Consider the following 13440-nt stretch of genomic DNA (forward strand, 5'->3'; position numbering starts at 1 on the left):
CTGTGCCTCCTCGATCGTTTCGAATATGTATTGTCCGAGCCATTCATGGCGGACGGTTCGGTTGTAGCGCTCGACATAGGCGTTCTGTTGCGGTTTGCCGGGCTGGATGTACTCCAAGCCGATCCCGCGTCTTGAAGCCCATATTTGCAGGGCGGCACTGATGTTTTCCAGACCATTGTCCACCCGGATGTTCAAGGGTTGTCCGCGCCATTCGATGATCCGCTCCAGAATGCGGATAACCCGAAGGGCCGGAATGGAAACGGCCACTTCAATGCCCAGGCACTCACGGTTGAAGTCGTCCAGAACGTTCAAGGTCCTGAAGCTGCGCCCGTCGGCCAACTGATCCGACATGAAGTCCATGGACCAGGTCATGTTCGGGCCATCGGGAACAGCCAGTGGCTCTGGCTTTTCCCGCACCAAACGCTTCTTCGGCTTGATGCGCAGGTTCAGTTCGAGCGCCCGGTAAATCCGCCGGGCACGCTTGTGATTCCATGCGAAGCCTTTGACATTGCGCAGATAAAGGAAACACAAGCCAAAGCCCCAGGTTCGGTGCGTTGTCGTTAGCCGGAACAGCCAGTCCGCGATCTCGGCATTCTCGTCCCCCGGTTTGCGCTCATAGCGATAACAGCTTTCGCTGATCTGGAATGTCCGGCAGGCAAGCGCAATGCTTACACCACGCAGCCGGACTGCACTGGTGGCCATCTCTTTGCGTTAAGACGGCCTCAAGGCGTTCAGCCTTGTGCTCGAACCAATGGCGCACTGGCGGCCTCAATTCCCAGCGCATCCTTCAGCAACTCATTCAGCATCGCCATCTCGGCATACATCTTTTTCAGGCGTCGGTTCTCTTCGGCCATGGCCTTCATTTCCGCCACCAACGGCGCATCCATGCCGCCGTATTTGGATCGCCAGTTGTAGTACGTCGCGTTGCTGATCTCGTGTTCCCGGCAAAGATCGGCAACCGGCACACCGCTCTCACCCTGCGTCAAAATCGTCAGGATTTGGCTTTCCGTAAATCTCGATTTCTTCATGTCGTTCTCCAAGCGCATCAAAGGCCGGAGAATCCAATTTTCAACCCAGTGATTTTTAGGGATGATTACCCCTCCCAGGCAAGGATGGACATGGAAATCAAGATCGCTGCATAATCGAATAATCTCCTGGTTCGCATTCTCGGGGCAAGGTCCACCACATAATGCTGGCCGCGGCGCCAGGGACCGGCCCGAAAATCACGCAGCATGACAAAATGCCAAGCGGCAACTACCTTGAAAAACACCGAAGGCGCGACGATTACAATCACAATCGCCCACATACGAGCCTCGACGGGCTCACTCCGTGGGAGTATCATCAACGGTCAATAGAGGACCAAAGCCTGAACAGAGCGAACTAAAAAACGCGGACTCGTTGGGGAGCAGGTCCAAAACTATAACCTTAATTGCTTCAGTTTTAGGTCGGTGATGACGCGTTTAAAATAGAGCGAATATATAATTGATCAACATTAAATTTATCGCTCCTCTGCTGAAGTAAGCCGGCCTTTCTATAGCCCTTATATCTTTCATTTTTCAAAGAGTGTAGTGGGAATATTTTCCGTATTAATGTATAGAATTTATATAAAACATTATTCATAAATCTACTGTTGCCGTAATTATAATAATAGTAGAATTTAGCCGCAAAATTCAATCTCCCCAAGTTTTGCAGCTCTTCGGCAATATTTAAGAAAATTTTTTTGCGAAAAGTACTTTTACTACTTACATATCTATCAAATATATATATTAGGCCCTTTAAGCGATTTCGCGCATTTTTTGAGATCCTATTTTTATCATGATCGAAGTAAACGCAAAGTCTGTCTCTGCAATTTATAAATTCAGTTTCTGAAAACAAACGTAAATAGAAATCCCAATCCTGACTTGCAGGAAGACGCTCGTTAAAGCCATCAATCGCTAACGCCGCTTCCCTCGAGACCATTACCGAACTTAATGGACCAATTAAATTCGAATGGCATAAATCCAGATAGCTAAAACTGTTCCGAATATTTTGTCCGCACATAATTGTTCCGTCTGACGTAACCCTATAACGCGCTGTGGCACAAAGTATTGAAGAACTAGCTTTAGTTTTCGCAGCCTGAATTAGTTTTACTTGCTTTTCAATTTTCTGAGGCAACCAAATGTCGTCACTATCAAGAAATGCGATGAAGTCCGATGAAGCCTGCTTCATCGCTCGATTTCTGCAATAATTAGCACCCATGTTTATGTTGTTTCTTAAAGTAATTAAAGTGAATTCTGGATAAAATTCCTCATATACGTCATTAATATATTTATAAATTGACGCATCTGAACAATCATCGACGATGATAATTTCGTCAGGCAGTCGAGTCTGGTAGGAAATTGATTTCAGACTACGATACAATTCCCCCACTCGATTATAGTTCGGGATTACAACGCTTATAGTCGTAGTTTTCGTTTTTGAATCCATATTATTTGGGACCTATACAACGCTACAGTCAGAATATTAGGTTTTGAGATTTTAGCTCATATCGGCCACGCTCTCTAGCCATAGAGTTTGAGCGATGTTTTTACTCCTTAAAAAGTTTCGTCTGCCTAGAACTGCACTGAGACCGCACTTTGAAGCGCCGGTATCTGGTGCTTCCCGGCTGCTATCGCGGTGATGGGCTGGGGATGCCACCGGGATTATGCAGTGCGATCGGGACGTTGTATCCGATCGCTGAATGAGGCCGATCCTCATTGTAGTGTCTACGCCAATCCTCCAGCTTTTCGCGTTCATCCGCAAGCGTCATGAACCAATGGTGACCCACTCCCTGAGAACTGGACCATTTGAAGCGGGAATTTTCTCATAATATCCTTGGTTGGGCTATGGAGAGAAGACGATGAAGACGTCCCGTTTTTCGAAGCAGCAGATTGCGCTCATCCTGAAGCAGGTTGATGACGGTTTGGGCGTTGAAGATGTCTGCCGCAAGGCTGGCGTTTCACAACAGACCTATTACCGCTGGCGCAAGAAGTATGGCGGTTTGATGCCGTCGGAAGTTAAACGGCTGATGCAGCTGGAGGAGGAGAACCGTCGTCTGAAGGAGATGGTCGCCGATCTTTCCCTGGACAAGGCCATGTTGCAGGACGTCCTTTCAAAAAAGCTGTAAAGGCTGCGAAGGCGCGTGATTTGGTAGACTATTTGCAGGGTGTGTTCGGTGTGTCGATCCGGCAGGCCTGTAGCACCTTGTGCTTCCAGAAGTCCTCCTATTTCTACAAGTCACGGCGCCCTTCTCAGGCAGCCCTCAAACAACGCATCAAAGAGATTGCCGAGACCCGGGTGCGCTACGGCTACAGGCGTATCCACGTTTTACTGCGTCGGGAAGGATGGACTGTGAATGCCAAGCGCGTGTACCGGCTCTACACGCAGTTGGGTTTGCAAATCCGCACAAAACGGCCAAAGAGAAAGGTTGCTGCAAAACTGCGTGAAGATCGGCGCGCGCCAGAAGGCCCGAATGATGTCTGGTCAATGGATTTTCTGTCTGACCAGCTGTTTGACGGTCGCAAGATTCGGGTCCTGACAATTGTTGATGCGTTCTCGAAGGTGTCACCGGCGATTGACGTTCGTCCTCGTTACACGGGTGCAGATGTCGTTGCCACACTGGAGCGTGTGACCGCTGACTATGGTGTGCCGGGCAGCATACGGGTCGATAATGGCCCGGAGTTCATTTCTAGGGATCTCGATCTGTGGGCCTATATGAACGGTGTTGTTCTGGACTTCTCGAGGCCTGGAAAGCCAACGGACAATAGCTTTGTTGAAGCATTCAACGGGAAAGTTCGTGCCGAATGCATCGATCAGAATTGGTTCTTGTCACTCGAGGATGCCCGGTTAAAATGCGAGGCGTTCAGACAGGACTACAATCACATCCGTCCGCACAGCTCGATCGGGTTCAAAACGCCGGTAGAGTTCATGAAATCCATCGGCAATCCCAACCAGCCGGTGGTGCCATAAGGCCGAGAATGACCGCAAATCGTGGTCCAGCGTTCGGGGTAGGCTCAAAACACTCGGAAAATTGCCAGCCGGTTGGTCCAAACAAGGGGGGCAGGTCAGCCTCCGTTTTCCGAAAACAACGGAGGGCCACTTCAGTGGGGGAGGGTCTGATCAGGTTCGATCACGAATGTTATAATACATCAGAACTACGACGGTCCAAAACCCGGCAAGCATAAGAAAGAAGGCAAATGAATATAGAAAACGTTGCGGATACTGTGCTTGTTGGGAAAGCGTTGGTTTGATGAAAGTCGCAAGGTACATGTGCTTTTGGTCTGCGTCCTGACGGGCTTTCTCCAGCCCGGCTAAGGCCGTTGTATAGAACTGATTTGCGAACTCCTCTTCCAGCTTAAGGTCAGAGTAGTCAGATATGCGAACTGCAAGGCGGTTATCATTGGCGCTTGTGCCATTATCTCCGGACGTCCCTCCGCCAAGACGTTGGCGTTCGGTCGTGATTTGGGACTCTAGGGCGTTGATCTCTTCGTATAGAAGGCGAATTCGTGGTGAATCGGAATTCAGGTAGGTCGCAAGCGTCTTCATTTCTGCCTGCTTGGCGACGACTTGCTGGTCCAGTGCGGAAATCATCTCCATCGCGATTTTTGCGTTGTCTTCCGGGCTTACCTCTTGCGTCGCATCCCGGTAGGCGAGCATTTGTCTCCGGATCACTTTCAGTCGCGCTTCTGCACGAGCGACGGTTTCTTCCGCAAACCGGACTGACTGGCGCCGGTTAACCTCTGACAGTTTGTTAACGAGAACCTCGCTGCGCTGAAGGATTGCGGTCGCAAGCGTGACAGAGTCATCGGGGTGGAATGTTCGCACCTCGACATAGATGACGCCTGAGGTCGCATCGAAGTTGATATCGACCATTCGGTTCCAGTAGTCGATCTTGTCTTCAATTGGCAAATCCGTTCCGAGCCGGAAAAGCCAATCGGCCTGGTCACGGTTGAAGATCGCCTCAAGGTCGATCGTGTGTGACAGGTCCTCGATGATTGCCTGGCTCTGGAGGTAGTCATTGACGATGTAGCTGTTGGATGTTGGAGACTCGGAGCCGCTGTCAAGCATCATTCCGAGTATATCGGTAGCTGCGGCTTGGTTCGCGCTGCGTACTGCGAAAGCAGTGGTGCTATGGTATTGATCGCTTGCCCAGAATATCATGTAAGCGGAAAATGCCGCTGATGGCAGTGCAACGAACAGGAGAAAACCAATTAGAATCAAACGGTGACGGAGGCTTGTTGTCGACTTGGTTGCCGAACCAGGGCGGGCAATATCTAGAAGTTTTTGGGGGTCCAGTCCGGACTTCTTCAGGCGATCTATCAACGGCGGATTTTTACCGCGATTCTTTGTAAGTGGGTCCTGATCTTGACGCGGTACGGTAACAAACATTCCTCCAGAGCGGGGAGCGTCTTTTATTTCAGGTGTTTTGTTGGGTGCCGTCATGTCCTGAGAAAGCCTTCGTGAGTTGCACCTGACAGTCTAGCGGCGTGCCATGTTTTCATTGTGTTGAGAAATTGCATCATCGATGTTTGGGAAATAGGTTAAAGATCCATCTTCCAGGACGACACCTGTCGTACAATATTCTTTTAAAGCGCCATTGGAGTGGGATACCATAATTATGTCGGATTGTTGCAGCTTTCGTCGAAAAACCTGCTGACATTTTTTTTTAAAGTTGGAGTCGCCCACGGCTGTGATCTCGTCCACGAGGTAATAGTCGAAATTAATTCCCATGCTTACGCCGAAGGCGAGGCGCGCTTTCATGCCTGAAGAGTAGGTCTTTACAGGCATTTGGTAAGATCTTCCAAGCTCTGCGAAATCCTGCACATAGTCAACAAGCTCTTGGGTATCATGGCCATATATGCGAGCTACAAACCTTACGTTCTGTTCGCCTGTCAAAGAGCCGTTAAAACTTCCCTGGAAACCAAGCGGGAAGGAAACATTTGCTCGGCGAATGATGCGGCCCGAAGTCGGTTTGATCGTTCCGGCGATTAGTCTCAAAAGCGTGGATTTTCCTGCTCCGTTGCGCCCGAGCAGGCCGATACTGTCGCCGCGAGGTATCGTAAAGGAAACATCTTTTGCGATATAGCGAGTTTCACCTTTGAGCTTGAAACTCTTAGTGACACGATCGAGGCGGATCATTTTTGCTGCTCCCGCAACTGGGCATCGAACAACCACACAAGAAATAGTCCAAATACGGTCGAAAAAATGGTGAGGCCGACAAGGTATGGCATGCTGACATAGTCAGCTCGATAGGTTGGATAAAAGCCTTTTCGAAAAAGCCCGACTATGTGAACCAAGGGGTTCCAGAGAAGGAGCTCTTTGTAGGGGGGAGGGATGCTTTCAGGTAGAAAGAACACTCCCGAGACGATGAAGGCAGGCCGGTTGATGATTCCCCAGACCTGCTGATAGGTGCTGCTCAAGTGAAACCAGACAATATTTGCAGTGCCAACACCTGCGCCGAGCACAATGGCGATCAGAGATGCCAATAGAATCGGTCCGAAGTCTATCGATGGAAATGGCACCAGGAAATATAGGCTTCCAAACAGAATTATATTGACGACAAACAATGTTGCGATCTGCAGGGTCACGCGGCCAATGACCGTATCGTACGGTCGCACAACAGGATAATTTAATAAGGTGCGATTTGCCTCAACAGCCGAGCTCACTTGGTCGGACGTTGAACGATACATATAAAAGGCTGCATACCCAGTCGCAAAAAAAAGCGTGAAGCTGCGCCCTAAAGGCGGCACATGTGCGATCGCGGAAAACACGGACGTCATGATAGCGATGAACAGGACTGGGTCCAGCACTGCCCACATGTAACCGCCGAACTTGTTGCCGTAGCGGGTCGTCATTTCTCGAACAACCAGTGCAAAGGTGATTGCGAACTGCCGCCTGAGCGCGTTTGGGAACGTTTCTGAGTGCATCGGATGCTATCGGCCTATGAATGAGCAACAGCAATACGCGTCGTGGACACTATATCAAATCGCTTCGATTCGAATTCCGGATTACGATACCAAATCATAAACATAAACAACATCCTAATGCAGTCCGAAATATGGCGTATGCCTGCGTCCTGCGTCCTGCGGTCGCGAAGAGCCCCGTGGGGCAGGGAGCGCCTGAAAGGGCCCGCGCCGTTTGGACTCAATAGCTCCATTCGAAGTGCCTTTGGTGCTGATTTTCACTCTGGATCCTGACGCCTCCTGCGCCTTGTATCCAGGCCCTCCAACCACTTGCCCAGATGCAGTCCCGACGATTGTTGGATGTTTTTTCCGAGACGGCTGTGTTTGAATAGGCTCCGCTGACTGAGTAGCTCCAGTGTCGGCTACTCGTGCCACTGATACGGCGAACTTCGATTTTGGATTCGTATGCTTCTGTTCTGATTTCCGAGTTTGTTCCTCAACGCGCCGTTCCGCTGCTTTCCGTGCTTCCGCAGGATTGACAATGGCCTTGGTGAAATACGCCAAGCTGAACGGAGGTGTCTTGGCGCGTGACAGGACCATCTCAATCGTTGGCAGTACATCGCGATCAATGTCGGCTCCACAAGAATACCAGGCAATCACGGCATTGACGCCTCCGACCATGTGAGGTGCGTCGGGGTTTAATCCGAACATGAGCAGTTCGCTGCGAACGCGCTCAATATAGTCGCGCTCGTCTGCCGTATGTACATAGCTATCCTTCGCTAGACCGTTTTTCGTAGATGCTGCGATGGGTGGTTCTGGGCTGGCTATGTCCAGATAGTCGCGAGTGTCCTTACTATCTGTTTTTTTATTGTTTGGTCTTGATGGATTGATCTCATAGGTGCCGCCCTGGACCGGCACCCCCTGCCTGTCTGGCTCGGCAGGAAGTGCCGTTTTGACGGTGTCGACTGTTCCGGACGTCGACAACCTGTCGGGCCGATCCGAACACAGTCCTTTCTCCCGGAGGATGATGTAACCGTGAGAACAGTCCCCGCCGTCCGGGCGAATGCTTTCGACCCGTGTCAGCCACCCAGCATTGATGAGATTTTTGACGGCGGTTTGAACTGTGGAGCGGGCCCATTCAAGTTCCCGCGCCATCCTGGCTTGTGACCTGACAGTGTGCCCGTTTCGATCCGCGTTACGGGCCAGCATGCACAAAACATGAATATCCCGTGGTTTGAGATCCGCGCCGGTAATGGCACCTACAGGGACTACGCAGAATTGCGGCTTCTTCGATTGTGAAGGCATGACGTCTTCCTCCGCCGTCCGGACATGAGGGATCGTCCGCACGCCAAAGGGAGCCGGAGGATGGATCAACCGGACAGGACTTTAATGATCGTGGGGAAAGCGGCTACGCGATAACAGGCTGCTTGCTGATAATGTTCGGGAGCGATCGCAAGGGCGAGGCGCAAACAAAAATGCTCCGGCGTTTAGGCCGAGGCGTACGAAGCCCGAATACAGAAAAACTACCACTTGCATCACGGGTGATGCAAGTGTTGGAGCATCATGTAACTCGTTTTCTTCGGGTCGTGCGTGACTTTCCAACAGGCTTTGCGTCCAGCAAAGTGAAAAGATCCGGTGGAAATGGAAGTTCAATCTTCTGAAGTTCCTGCCGGCGGAATTCCAGCGATCCGCCGTCGCCATATTCCGGACGGTCAACGGAGTGGCCCATCAGCTTACATCTGAGTCCATAATCAAGCACTGCCTCCAGCATGCGTTTTTCAAAGGCGTGGCGCGGCGAATAAATCCGGTGGGCGTCTGTCGGGAACATTCCTTTTTTACGGAAAATCTGCATCAGCACGGCCGAAAGATTGGTCTCCTTGTCGCGATAGCGCGGGAATCCTTTTGGCGCGCGCTTCATGGCTTCCAGGGAGACGCCGATCAAGGGGATGCGGCGCACGCTCGCATCCGTCTTCACTGCCCGCTTTGGTGAGAAGTCGATCACGATATGCGGGACCGGGGCGCCCAGCTGGATCCGGTCGGCTGTGATGTTGCAGAGTTCCGATGGTCGGCATCCGGTTTCGATCACGACCAGCAGAATGAGAGCCGCGTCCCTGTTGAGGTTGGAGAAGACATCCGGCACAAGAATTCGATCCCTGATCCATTCGTGGGCAAAGGGTGGAATTTGCTTCTGATCGATCTTTCGTTCCTTGAAATTGAGATTGCGAAAGGGATTGTCCCGGTTCTCTTCGCCGATGCGAACGAAATACTCCCGGTAAAGCCTTCGCATGTTGCCAAGGTCGCGTCTGGCCGTGCTTGCTGACATGGCGCGGCCTTTCTTCCCGGTAACGCGGTCCTGCCACCATTTATGATAGCGGATGGCCTCCTCGCGGGAGATGTCTTCAATCGGTTTGTCACTGATCACCTTGATGAAATTGGCGACGGCGCGTTGCTTCACCTTCGTGTAGTGCTTGATCTGGCTGGGGCTTTTGCCCTTCAGCCCCAGCGGGGCGATCTGCGTCAGGAACATGTCGAGCGCTTCCGAGACCGAGGTCTTGGGGATTGGAACAGTCCCAAGCACTGCCTCCGCGTCAGCCTTGAGCTGCTGGCCTGTCTCGCCCTCAAAGGGACAGGACCCGTCTTACGACCTCTTCGAGTGGTGCCTCGTTGAGAAGAAAATCCATATGCCTCCAGGCAAACCCAAGGGCTAGGGCCCGTTTCTGTGCCGCCTCGTATCTCAGGCGTCCTGCATTCGGGGCGTCTTGGCCCTGTGCCAGAAGCGATGCCCAATGATGATCGTCGGCCTCCTCGACGGCATCGCGGCGAATCCGGGCTGTTTCCAAAGAATCGGTATTTAACGGAACCTGCACGACGTCCCTCGGGTCGAGGTGTTTAACCCGGTTCGGAACCCGGCGCCGATAGTGCCATCGGCCACCGCGCCGGTAGAGATACCGGTCCGCGTCGCGCATCCATCCTCACTAAATGTGGGACAAATTGAGGGACAATTTCTGCGATTTGGCAAATAAAAAACCGGCGCGAAGCCGGTTTCTTCAAATTCCTCAATGCTTAAGCTGAGAAGTGGATGGTGCCGGCAGCAGGATTCGAACCCGCGACCCCCTGATTACAAATCAGATGCTCTACCAGCTGAGCTATACCGGCTTGCGCAGCGCCCTTGGGCTGCGAACAACGCCCTTGTTTCCGATTTTTCAGATGCGGGCAAGTGAAAATGTCACCTTTGCCGCATTTCCTTCAATCGCGCGTCCTGTGGGTGTGGAAAAATGGTCTGACGAGGCGTTGAGGATCTGTCATCGAGCAGTGAGGTCACAGGTTGACCAGCCTTGCCTGATAAAATATGAGTTTTTATCTCATATTAAAAAGTCGCCTTGCAGTGATACCGGAGGTTGTTGTGTTTCTTGCCATGAATAGGTTCAACGTCGTCAAAGGACAGGAGGCTGCTTTTGAGGAGGTTTGGAAGAATCGGGATAGCCAGCTTCAGACCATGGCGGGCTTCAAGAGCTTTCATTTGATGAAGGGTCCTGAGGATCAGGAGGCCGGTACGGTTCTTTATGCCTCTCATACGATATGGGAGAGCAAGGAGCATTTCACGGACTGGACAAAATCCGAAGCCTTTCGGGCTGCTCACAGGAATGCGGGCTCCAACAAGGGGCTTTATGCCGGGCCTCCGCGCTTCGAAGGCTTCGAGATGGTTGAAGGCGCATGAATGCCATCGAAGATGAGATGCGTGTGGAGGTCATCCCGACGTTACCGTCGTTGGATATAGCGGTTACCCGCCAGTTCTATGGCGATGTTCTAGGTTTCAGCGTCGATATATATGCCACGGACAACTACCTGATCGCGCGCAAGGGTGAGATTGAGGTCCATTTCTGGTTGACCGACAATGAAGAGCTTTGTCGCAATACCTCGATCTATGTGCGTGGAGGAGGCGTCGATCGGCTTTATGCGGAATTTGCGGCCTCAGATGTTCCGGATCTTGGGGCCTACGAACTCAAGCCCTGGGGCATGAAGGAATTTCATCTGCTCGATCCGCACGGCAACCTGCTGCGTTTTGGTCGTATTCCGCCTGAAGAGAGCGGAGCAGGGAAAGCCGTGCCGGAAGATGCCGGAAAGGTCGACTGATGGCGCCGAGGAACAGGGAAGAGCCGATCAGCGAAGTGCTATCAGAATTGCCGGAGCGTACCGATCAGGTGCTGCTTGCGATCCTGCGCTATTATTGTTTCAGCTATGCGCGTCCGAATAGTCAAGCTTGGGAAGAGGCGTTGGCGGCGGCAGAGAAGGCCTTCGGGTCTGAACTGGGCGGTGTCATCGCGACGGGCATGATGCGTAGCTTCAAGGCTATGAGGCACGCGCGAAAGTCCTGCTTCGAGTTTGCCAATCCATTTTGCGCCTGTTGCCGTGGCCACCTTCGCTCAGATGAAAGACGGATGATTGGTATCATTTCCGCGGTCAGAAGTGGCAACAGGTGCTCCGTCCAAAGCGAAGCGCTGATCCTGTGCGAGGGCTTCGATCCACAGCCGATGCTGCACGAAATTGAAAGACTTGCGCAGCATTTGCCCGGCGCAAAGCTTGCGCGCCGCCGGATGGTCTTTCGTTAAAGCCGTAAAATAGCTGACAGGCCCTAGAGGCTCGTTTTCATTCGGGCGACGTAAAGCGCAAGCACCGCGGCGTTCGAAACGTTGAGTGAGCGGAGCTTGCCCGGCATGTCGAGCCTTGCCAAGGTGTCACATGCTTCGCGCACACCATGGCGGACGCCCTTGCCCTCCGAGCCCAGCACCAGAACCGTCTTGTCAGTGAAGGGCGTGTCCTCGAGGGCAGCCTCTCCATCGCTGTCGAGGGCAACCCGGAAAAAGCCTTCATCGCCCATCTCGGCGATGAACCGCGCCATATTCTTCACCCGTACGTGCTTGATCATGTCCAGGGCGCCAGAAGCAGATTTCGCCAGGACCGACCCTTCCTCGGGCGCGTGTCGTTCGGTCGTCACGACGGCGTCAGCGTCCAGCGCCACGGCCGAGCGCAGTATCGCGCCGACGTTGTGGGGATCGGTGACCTGGTCGAGAGCGAGTACCAGTCTTGCGCCAGACAGCGCTTCGACGCCGTAGGCGGGCAGGGGATCGGCTTCCAGGATCATACCCTGATGGACGGCATCCCTGGTGACCATCTTGTCGAGCGCACGGGGGGGCAGGTTCTCGACCTGCACATCAATCCTTACGCCCCGTTCGGTAAGCCGGTTCAGAGCGTTCTCGGTCGCAAACAGCTTCAGGCGGTTTCTGTCGGGGTTGTTGAAGGCTGCTTCCACCGTATGGAGACCATAAAGAAGGATTGGTCCTTCTGGCGGAAGGCCAGGGCGGCGTGGCGCGGGCTTCCCACGTCCGCCGTGAGGTCGTTTGCTGTTTTTGCTTGGGCGATGAGGCTTGTCGGTCATGGCCTCACATACTGCCAAACACGGTCTGCCAGCAAGCCTGAAAGGCGCGGCGGCTCATAAAGCCATCTGGATTTGTTTTCTTCTGGTGACTGCTTGATGCTGCACTTAATGAAAGACGTTGTCTGCTCCGCGCATTTATGAGGAGCTGGCTCAGAGCGATGACATCAGCCACTCCTGAACCGCATGCTGATAAAGAATGTTGTTTTTCCAGCTGCATCTCACAATCAGGAAACTCATCCACAGGCGGACGCGCGCATAAAGATGGCAAAATGCGCTGGTCGAAAAGCTTCCGAGAAAGTATTGAAAAAGGCTGGAAATGGCGAACTCCTCCGCGTCATCGAGGCCCCCGGGCAACCTTCAACCACCTGCTTCGGCACAAAGAATGCGTTTTTCTGATTTAACCGGCGAAAACGGCGTTGACACCCAAGGCCCTCATCTGCATAACACGCGCCACGGGATTGCTCGTCCCCTTCGGACGGGCTCTTCGGTAAGCCATCCTGGCCGTTTCGACGTGAAGCAGGACTTGATGGAGGAGTGCCCGAGTGGCTAAAGGGGGCGGACTGTAAATCCGCTGGCTATGCCTACGTTGGTTCGAATCCAACCTCCTCCACCATAGTCCCGCCAAATGTTGTGCGCGGGTGTAGCTCAATGGTAGAGCAGCAGCCTTCCAAGCTGACGACGAGGGTTCGATTCCCTTCACCCGCTCCAAATTGGGTGCTGATCGGAGTGTCCGGAGCGGAGATCCCTTCGCCTGGAAAGTCCTGAACAGTTATACGGGAAGCAATTCGTCGACTGCGGCAAAGACCGAAGCGCCGGAAAGCGTCCCGCCTCGAGCCTTTATCGATTAACGCGTATTGGACAGAGAGCGACGCGATGGCGAAGGAAAAATTTGAGCGTAACAAGCCTCACGTCAACATTGGCACGATTGGCCACGTTGACCATGGCAAGACGACGCTTACGGCTGCAATCACGATGACGCTGGCTGAAGCTGGCGGCGCTGAAGCAAAGGCCTATGACGAGATTGATGGTGCACCTGAAGAGCGTGCACGCGGCATCACCATCTCGACGGCTCACGTTGAGTAT

Annotated in this window: 13 protein-coding genes, 3 tRNA genes and 3 pseudogenes; 8 read left to right on the forward strand and 11 right to left on the reverse strand. The window is 52.8% G+C overall.

Annotation, left to right across the window (positions count from 1 at the left end):
• Nucleotides 1-1028, reverse strand: a pseudogene (locus ABJZ52_RS05150) (IS3 family transposase); the annotation flags it as partial.
• A 248-nt stretch (nt 1029-1276) separates the two neighbouring features.
• Between ABJZ52_RS05150 and ABJZ52_RS05155 the strand changes: the two are divergent.
• Nucleotides 1277-1384, forward strand: a pseudogene (locus ABJZ52_RS05155) (integrase core domain-containing protein); the annotation flags it as partial.
• A 56-nt stretch (nt 1385-1440) separates the two neighbouring features.
• Here ABJZ52_RS05155 and ABJZ52_RS05160 read toward each other — a convergent pair.
• Entirely contained in the window at nt 1441-2466 is a 1026-nt protein-coding gene (locus ABJZ52_RS05160; protein WP_348190085.1) for a glycosyltransferase family A protein, read from the reverse strand.
• A gap of 181 nt (nt 2467-2647) precedes the next feature.
• Nucleotides 2648-2839: pseudogene (locus ABJZ52_RS05165) on the reverse strand (integrase core domain-containing protein); the annotation flags it as partial.
• Between the two features lie 39 nt (nt 2840-2878).
• On the opposite strand from ABJZ52_RS05165, the gene ABJZ52_RS05170 reads away from it, so the two are divergent.
• Nucleotides 2879-3987 (forward strand): IS3 family transposase gene (locus ABJZ52_RS05170; protein ID WP_348190083.1). Its coding sequence is split into 2 segments (ribosomal slippage): nt 2879-3134 and nt 3134-3987, totalling 1110 coding nucleotides; the frame shifts between segments, so codons are not numbered across the junction.
• A 150-nt stretch (nt 3988-4137) separates the two neighbouring features.
• On the opposite strand, the gene ABJZ52_RS05175 is transcribed toward ABJZ52_RS05170, so the two are convergent.
• From ABJZ52_RS05175 to ABJZ52_RS05205, 7 genes are all read right to left on the reverse strand, one after another.
• The gene (locus tag ABJZ52_RS05175) at nt 4138-5460 is read right to left on the reverse strand and encodes an RkpR, polysaccharide export protein (RefSeq protein WP_348190081.1); all 1323 of its coding nucleotides are present in this window, start codon (nt 5458-5460) and stop codon (nt 4138-4140) included.
• 36 nt (nt 5461-5496) lie between these two features.
• Complete coding sequence (locus tag ABJZ52_RS05180) at nt 5497-6156, reverse strand: ABC transporter ATP-binding protein (RefSeq protein ID WP_348190079.1); 660 nt, start codon at nt 6154-6156, stop codon at nt 5497-5499.
• Nucleotides 6153-6944 carry an ABC transporter permease gene (locus tag ABJZ52_RS05185; RefSeq protein ID WP_348190077.1) on the reverse strand — a complete coding sequence of 264 codons (792 nt, stop codon included), beginning with the start codon at nt 6942-6944 and terminating at the stop codon, nt 6153-6155. The genes ABJZ52_RS05180 and ABJZ52_RS05185 overlap by 4 nt, the downstream gene beginning before the upstream one ends.
• Before the next feature lie 114 nt (nt 6945-7058).
• A complete protein-coding gene (locus ABJZ52_RS05190) occupies nt 7059-8225 on the reverse strand; it encodes a helix-turn-helix domain-containing protein (RefSeq protein WP_348190075.1) in 1167 nt (388 codons plus the stop codon).
• A gap of 256 nt (nt 8226-8481) precedes the next feature.
• Nucleotides 8482-9498, reverse strand: a complete 1017-nt coding sequence (locus ABJZ52_RS05195; protein WP_348190073.1) for an integrase — start codon at nt 9496-9498, stop codon at nt 8482-8484.
• Between the two features lie 40 nt (nt 9499-9538).
• Nucleotides 9539-9886, reverse strand: coding sequence for a DUF6538 domain-containing protein (locus ABJZ52_RS05200; RefSeq protein WP_348190071.1), 348 nt, complete (start codon nt 9884-9886; stop codon nt 9539-9541).
• Between the two features lie 114 nt (nt 9887-10000).
• Nucleotides 10001-10076 (reverse strand) — tRNA-Thr (locus tag ABJZ52_RS05205).
• Nucleotides 10077-10323: 247 nt separating this feature from the next.
• Here ABJZ52_RS05205 and ABJZ52_RS05210 point away from each other — a divergent pair.
• The 3 genes from ABJZ52_RS05210 to ABJZ52_RS05220 are packed head-to-tail and all read left to right on the forward strand — an operon-like array spanning nt 10324 to nt 11530.
• Nucleotides 10324-10638, forward strand: a complete 315-nt coding sequence (locus tag ABJZ52_RS05210) for an antibiotic biosynthesis monooxygenase (RefSeq protein ID WP_348190069.1) — start codon at nt 10324-10326, stop codon at nt 10636-10638.
• Nucleotides 10635-11054, forward strand: coding sequence for a VOC family protein (locus tag ABJZ52_RS05215; protein ID WP_348190067.1), 420 nt, complete (start codon nt 10635-10637; stop codon nt 11052-11054). Before ABJZ52_RS05210 ends, ABJZ52_RS05215 begins: the two co-directional genes overlap by 4 nt.
• On the forward strand, nt 11054-11530 hold the full coding sequence (locus tag ABJZ52_RS05220; RefSeq protein WP_348190065.1) for a hypothetical protein: 477 nt from the start codon (nt 11054-11056) through the stop codon (nt 11528-11530). Before ABJZ52_RS05215 ends, ABJZ52_RS05220 begins: the two co-directional genes overlap by 1 nt.
• Before the next feature lie 23 nt (nt 11531-11553).
• On the opposite strand, the gene ABJZ52_RS05225 is transcribed toward ABJZ52_RS05220, so the two are convergent.
• A complete protein-coding gene (locus tag ABJZ52_RS05225; RefSeq protein WP_348190063.1) occupies nt 11554-12357 on the reverse strand; it encodes an RNA methyltransferase in 804 nt (267 codons plus the stop codon).
• 528 nt (nt 12358-12885) lie between these two features.
• On the opposite strand from ABJZ52_RS05225, the gene ABJZ52_RS05230 reads away from it, so the two are divergent.
• From ABJZ52_RS05230 to ABJZ52_RS05240, 3 genes are all read left to right on the forward strand, one after another.
• Nucleotides 12886-12970, forward strand: a tRNA-Tyr gene (locus ABJZ52_RS05230).
• Nucleotides 12971-12991: 21 nt separating this feature from the next.
• Nucleotides 12992-13065, forward strand: a tRNA-Gly gene (locus ABJZ52_RS05235).
• 165 nt (nt 13066-13230) lie between these two features.
• On the forward strand, nt 13231-13440 hold a 210-nt coding region (locus ABJZ52_RS05240; RefSeq protein ID WP_348190061.1), incomplete at its 3' end, for a GTP-binding protein.

Source organism: Roseibium sp. (genome assembly GCF_039982295.1).
In the GTDB taxonomy this organism is placed as follows: domain Bacteria; phylum Pseudomonadota; class Alphaproteobacteria; order Rhizobiales; family Stappiaceae; genus Roseibium.

What these genes read in the sequence shown, in the direction of transcription:
- ABJZ52_RS05160 (WP_348190085.1), bottom strand. Translation starts at nt 2,466, where the DNA reads ATGGATTCAAAAACGAAAACTACGACTATAAGCGTTGTAATCCCGAAC.
- ABJZ52_RS05175 (WP_348190081.1), bottom strand. Translation starts at nt 5,460, where the DNA reads ATGACGGCACCCAACAAAACACCTGAAATAAAAGACGCTCCCCGCTCT.
- ABJZ52_RS05180 (WP_348190079.1), bottom strand. Translation starts at nt 6,156, where the DNA reads ATGATCCGCCTCGATCGTGTCACTAAGAGTTTCAAGCTCAAAGGTGAA.
- ABJZ52_RS05185 (WP_348190077.1), bottom strand. Translation starts at nt 6,944, where the DNA reads ATGCACTCAGAAACGTTCCCAAACGCGCTCAGGCGGCAGTTCGCAATC.
- ABJZ52_RS05190 (WP_348190075.1), bottom strand. Translation starts at nt 8,225, where the DNA reads ATGCCTTCACAATCGAAGAAGCCGCAATTCTGCGTAGTCCCTGTAGGT.
- ABJZ52_RS05200 (WP_348190071.1), bottom strand. Translation starts at nt 9,886, where the DNA reads ATGCGCGACGCGGACCGGTATCTCTACCGGCGCGGTGGCCGATGGCAC.
- ABJZ52_RS05215 (WP_348190067.1), top strand. Translation starts at nt 10,635, where the DNA reads ATGAATGCCATCGAAGATGAGATGCGTGTGGAGGTCATCCCGACGTTA.
- ABJZ52_RS05220 (WP_348190065.1), top strand. Translation starts at nt 11,054, where the DNA reads ATGGCGCCGAGGAACAGGGAAGAGCCGATCAGCGAAGTGCTATCAGAA.
- ABJZ52_RS05225 (WP_348190063.1), bottom strand. Translation starts at nt 12,357, where the DNA reads ATGACCGACAAGCCTCATCGCCCAAGCAAAAACAGCAAACGACCTCAC.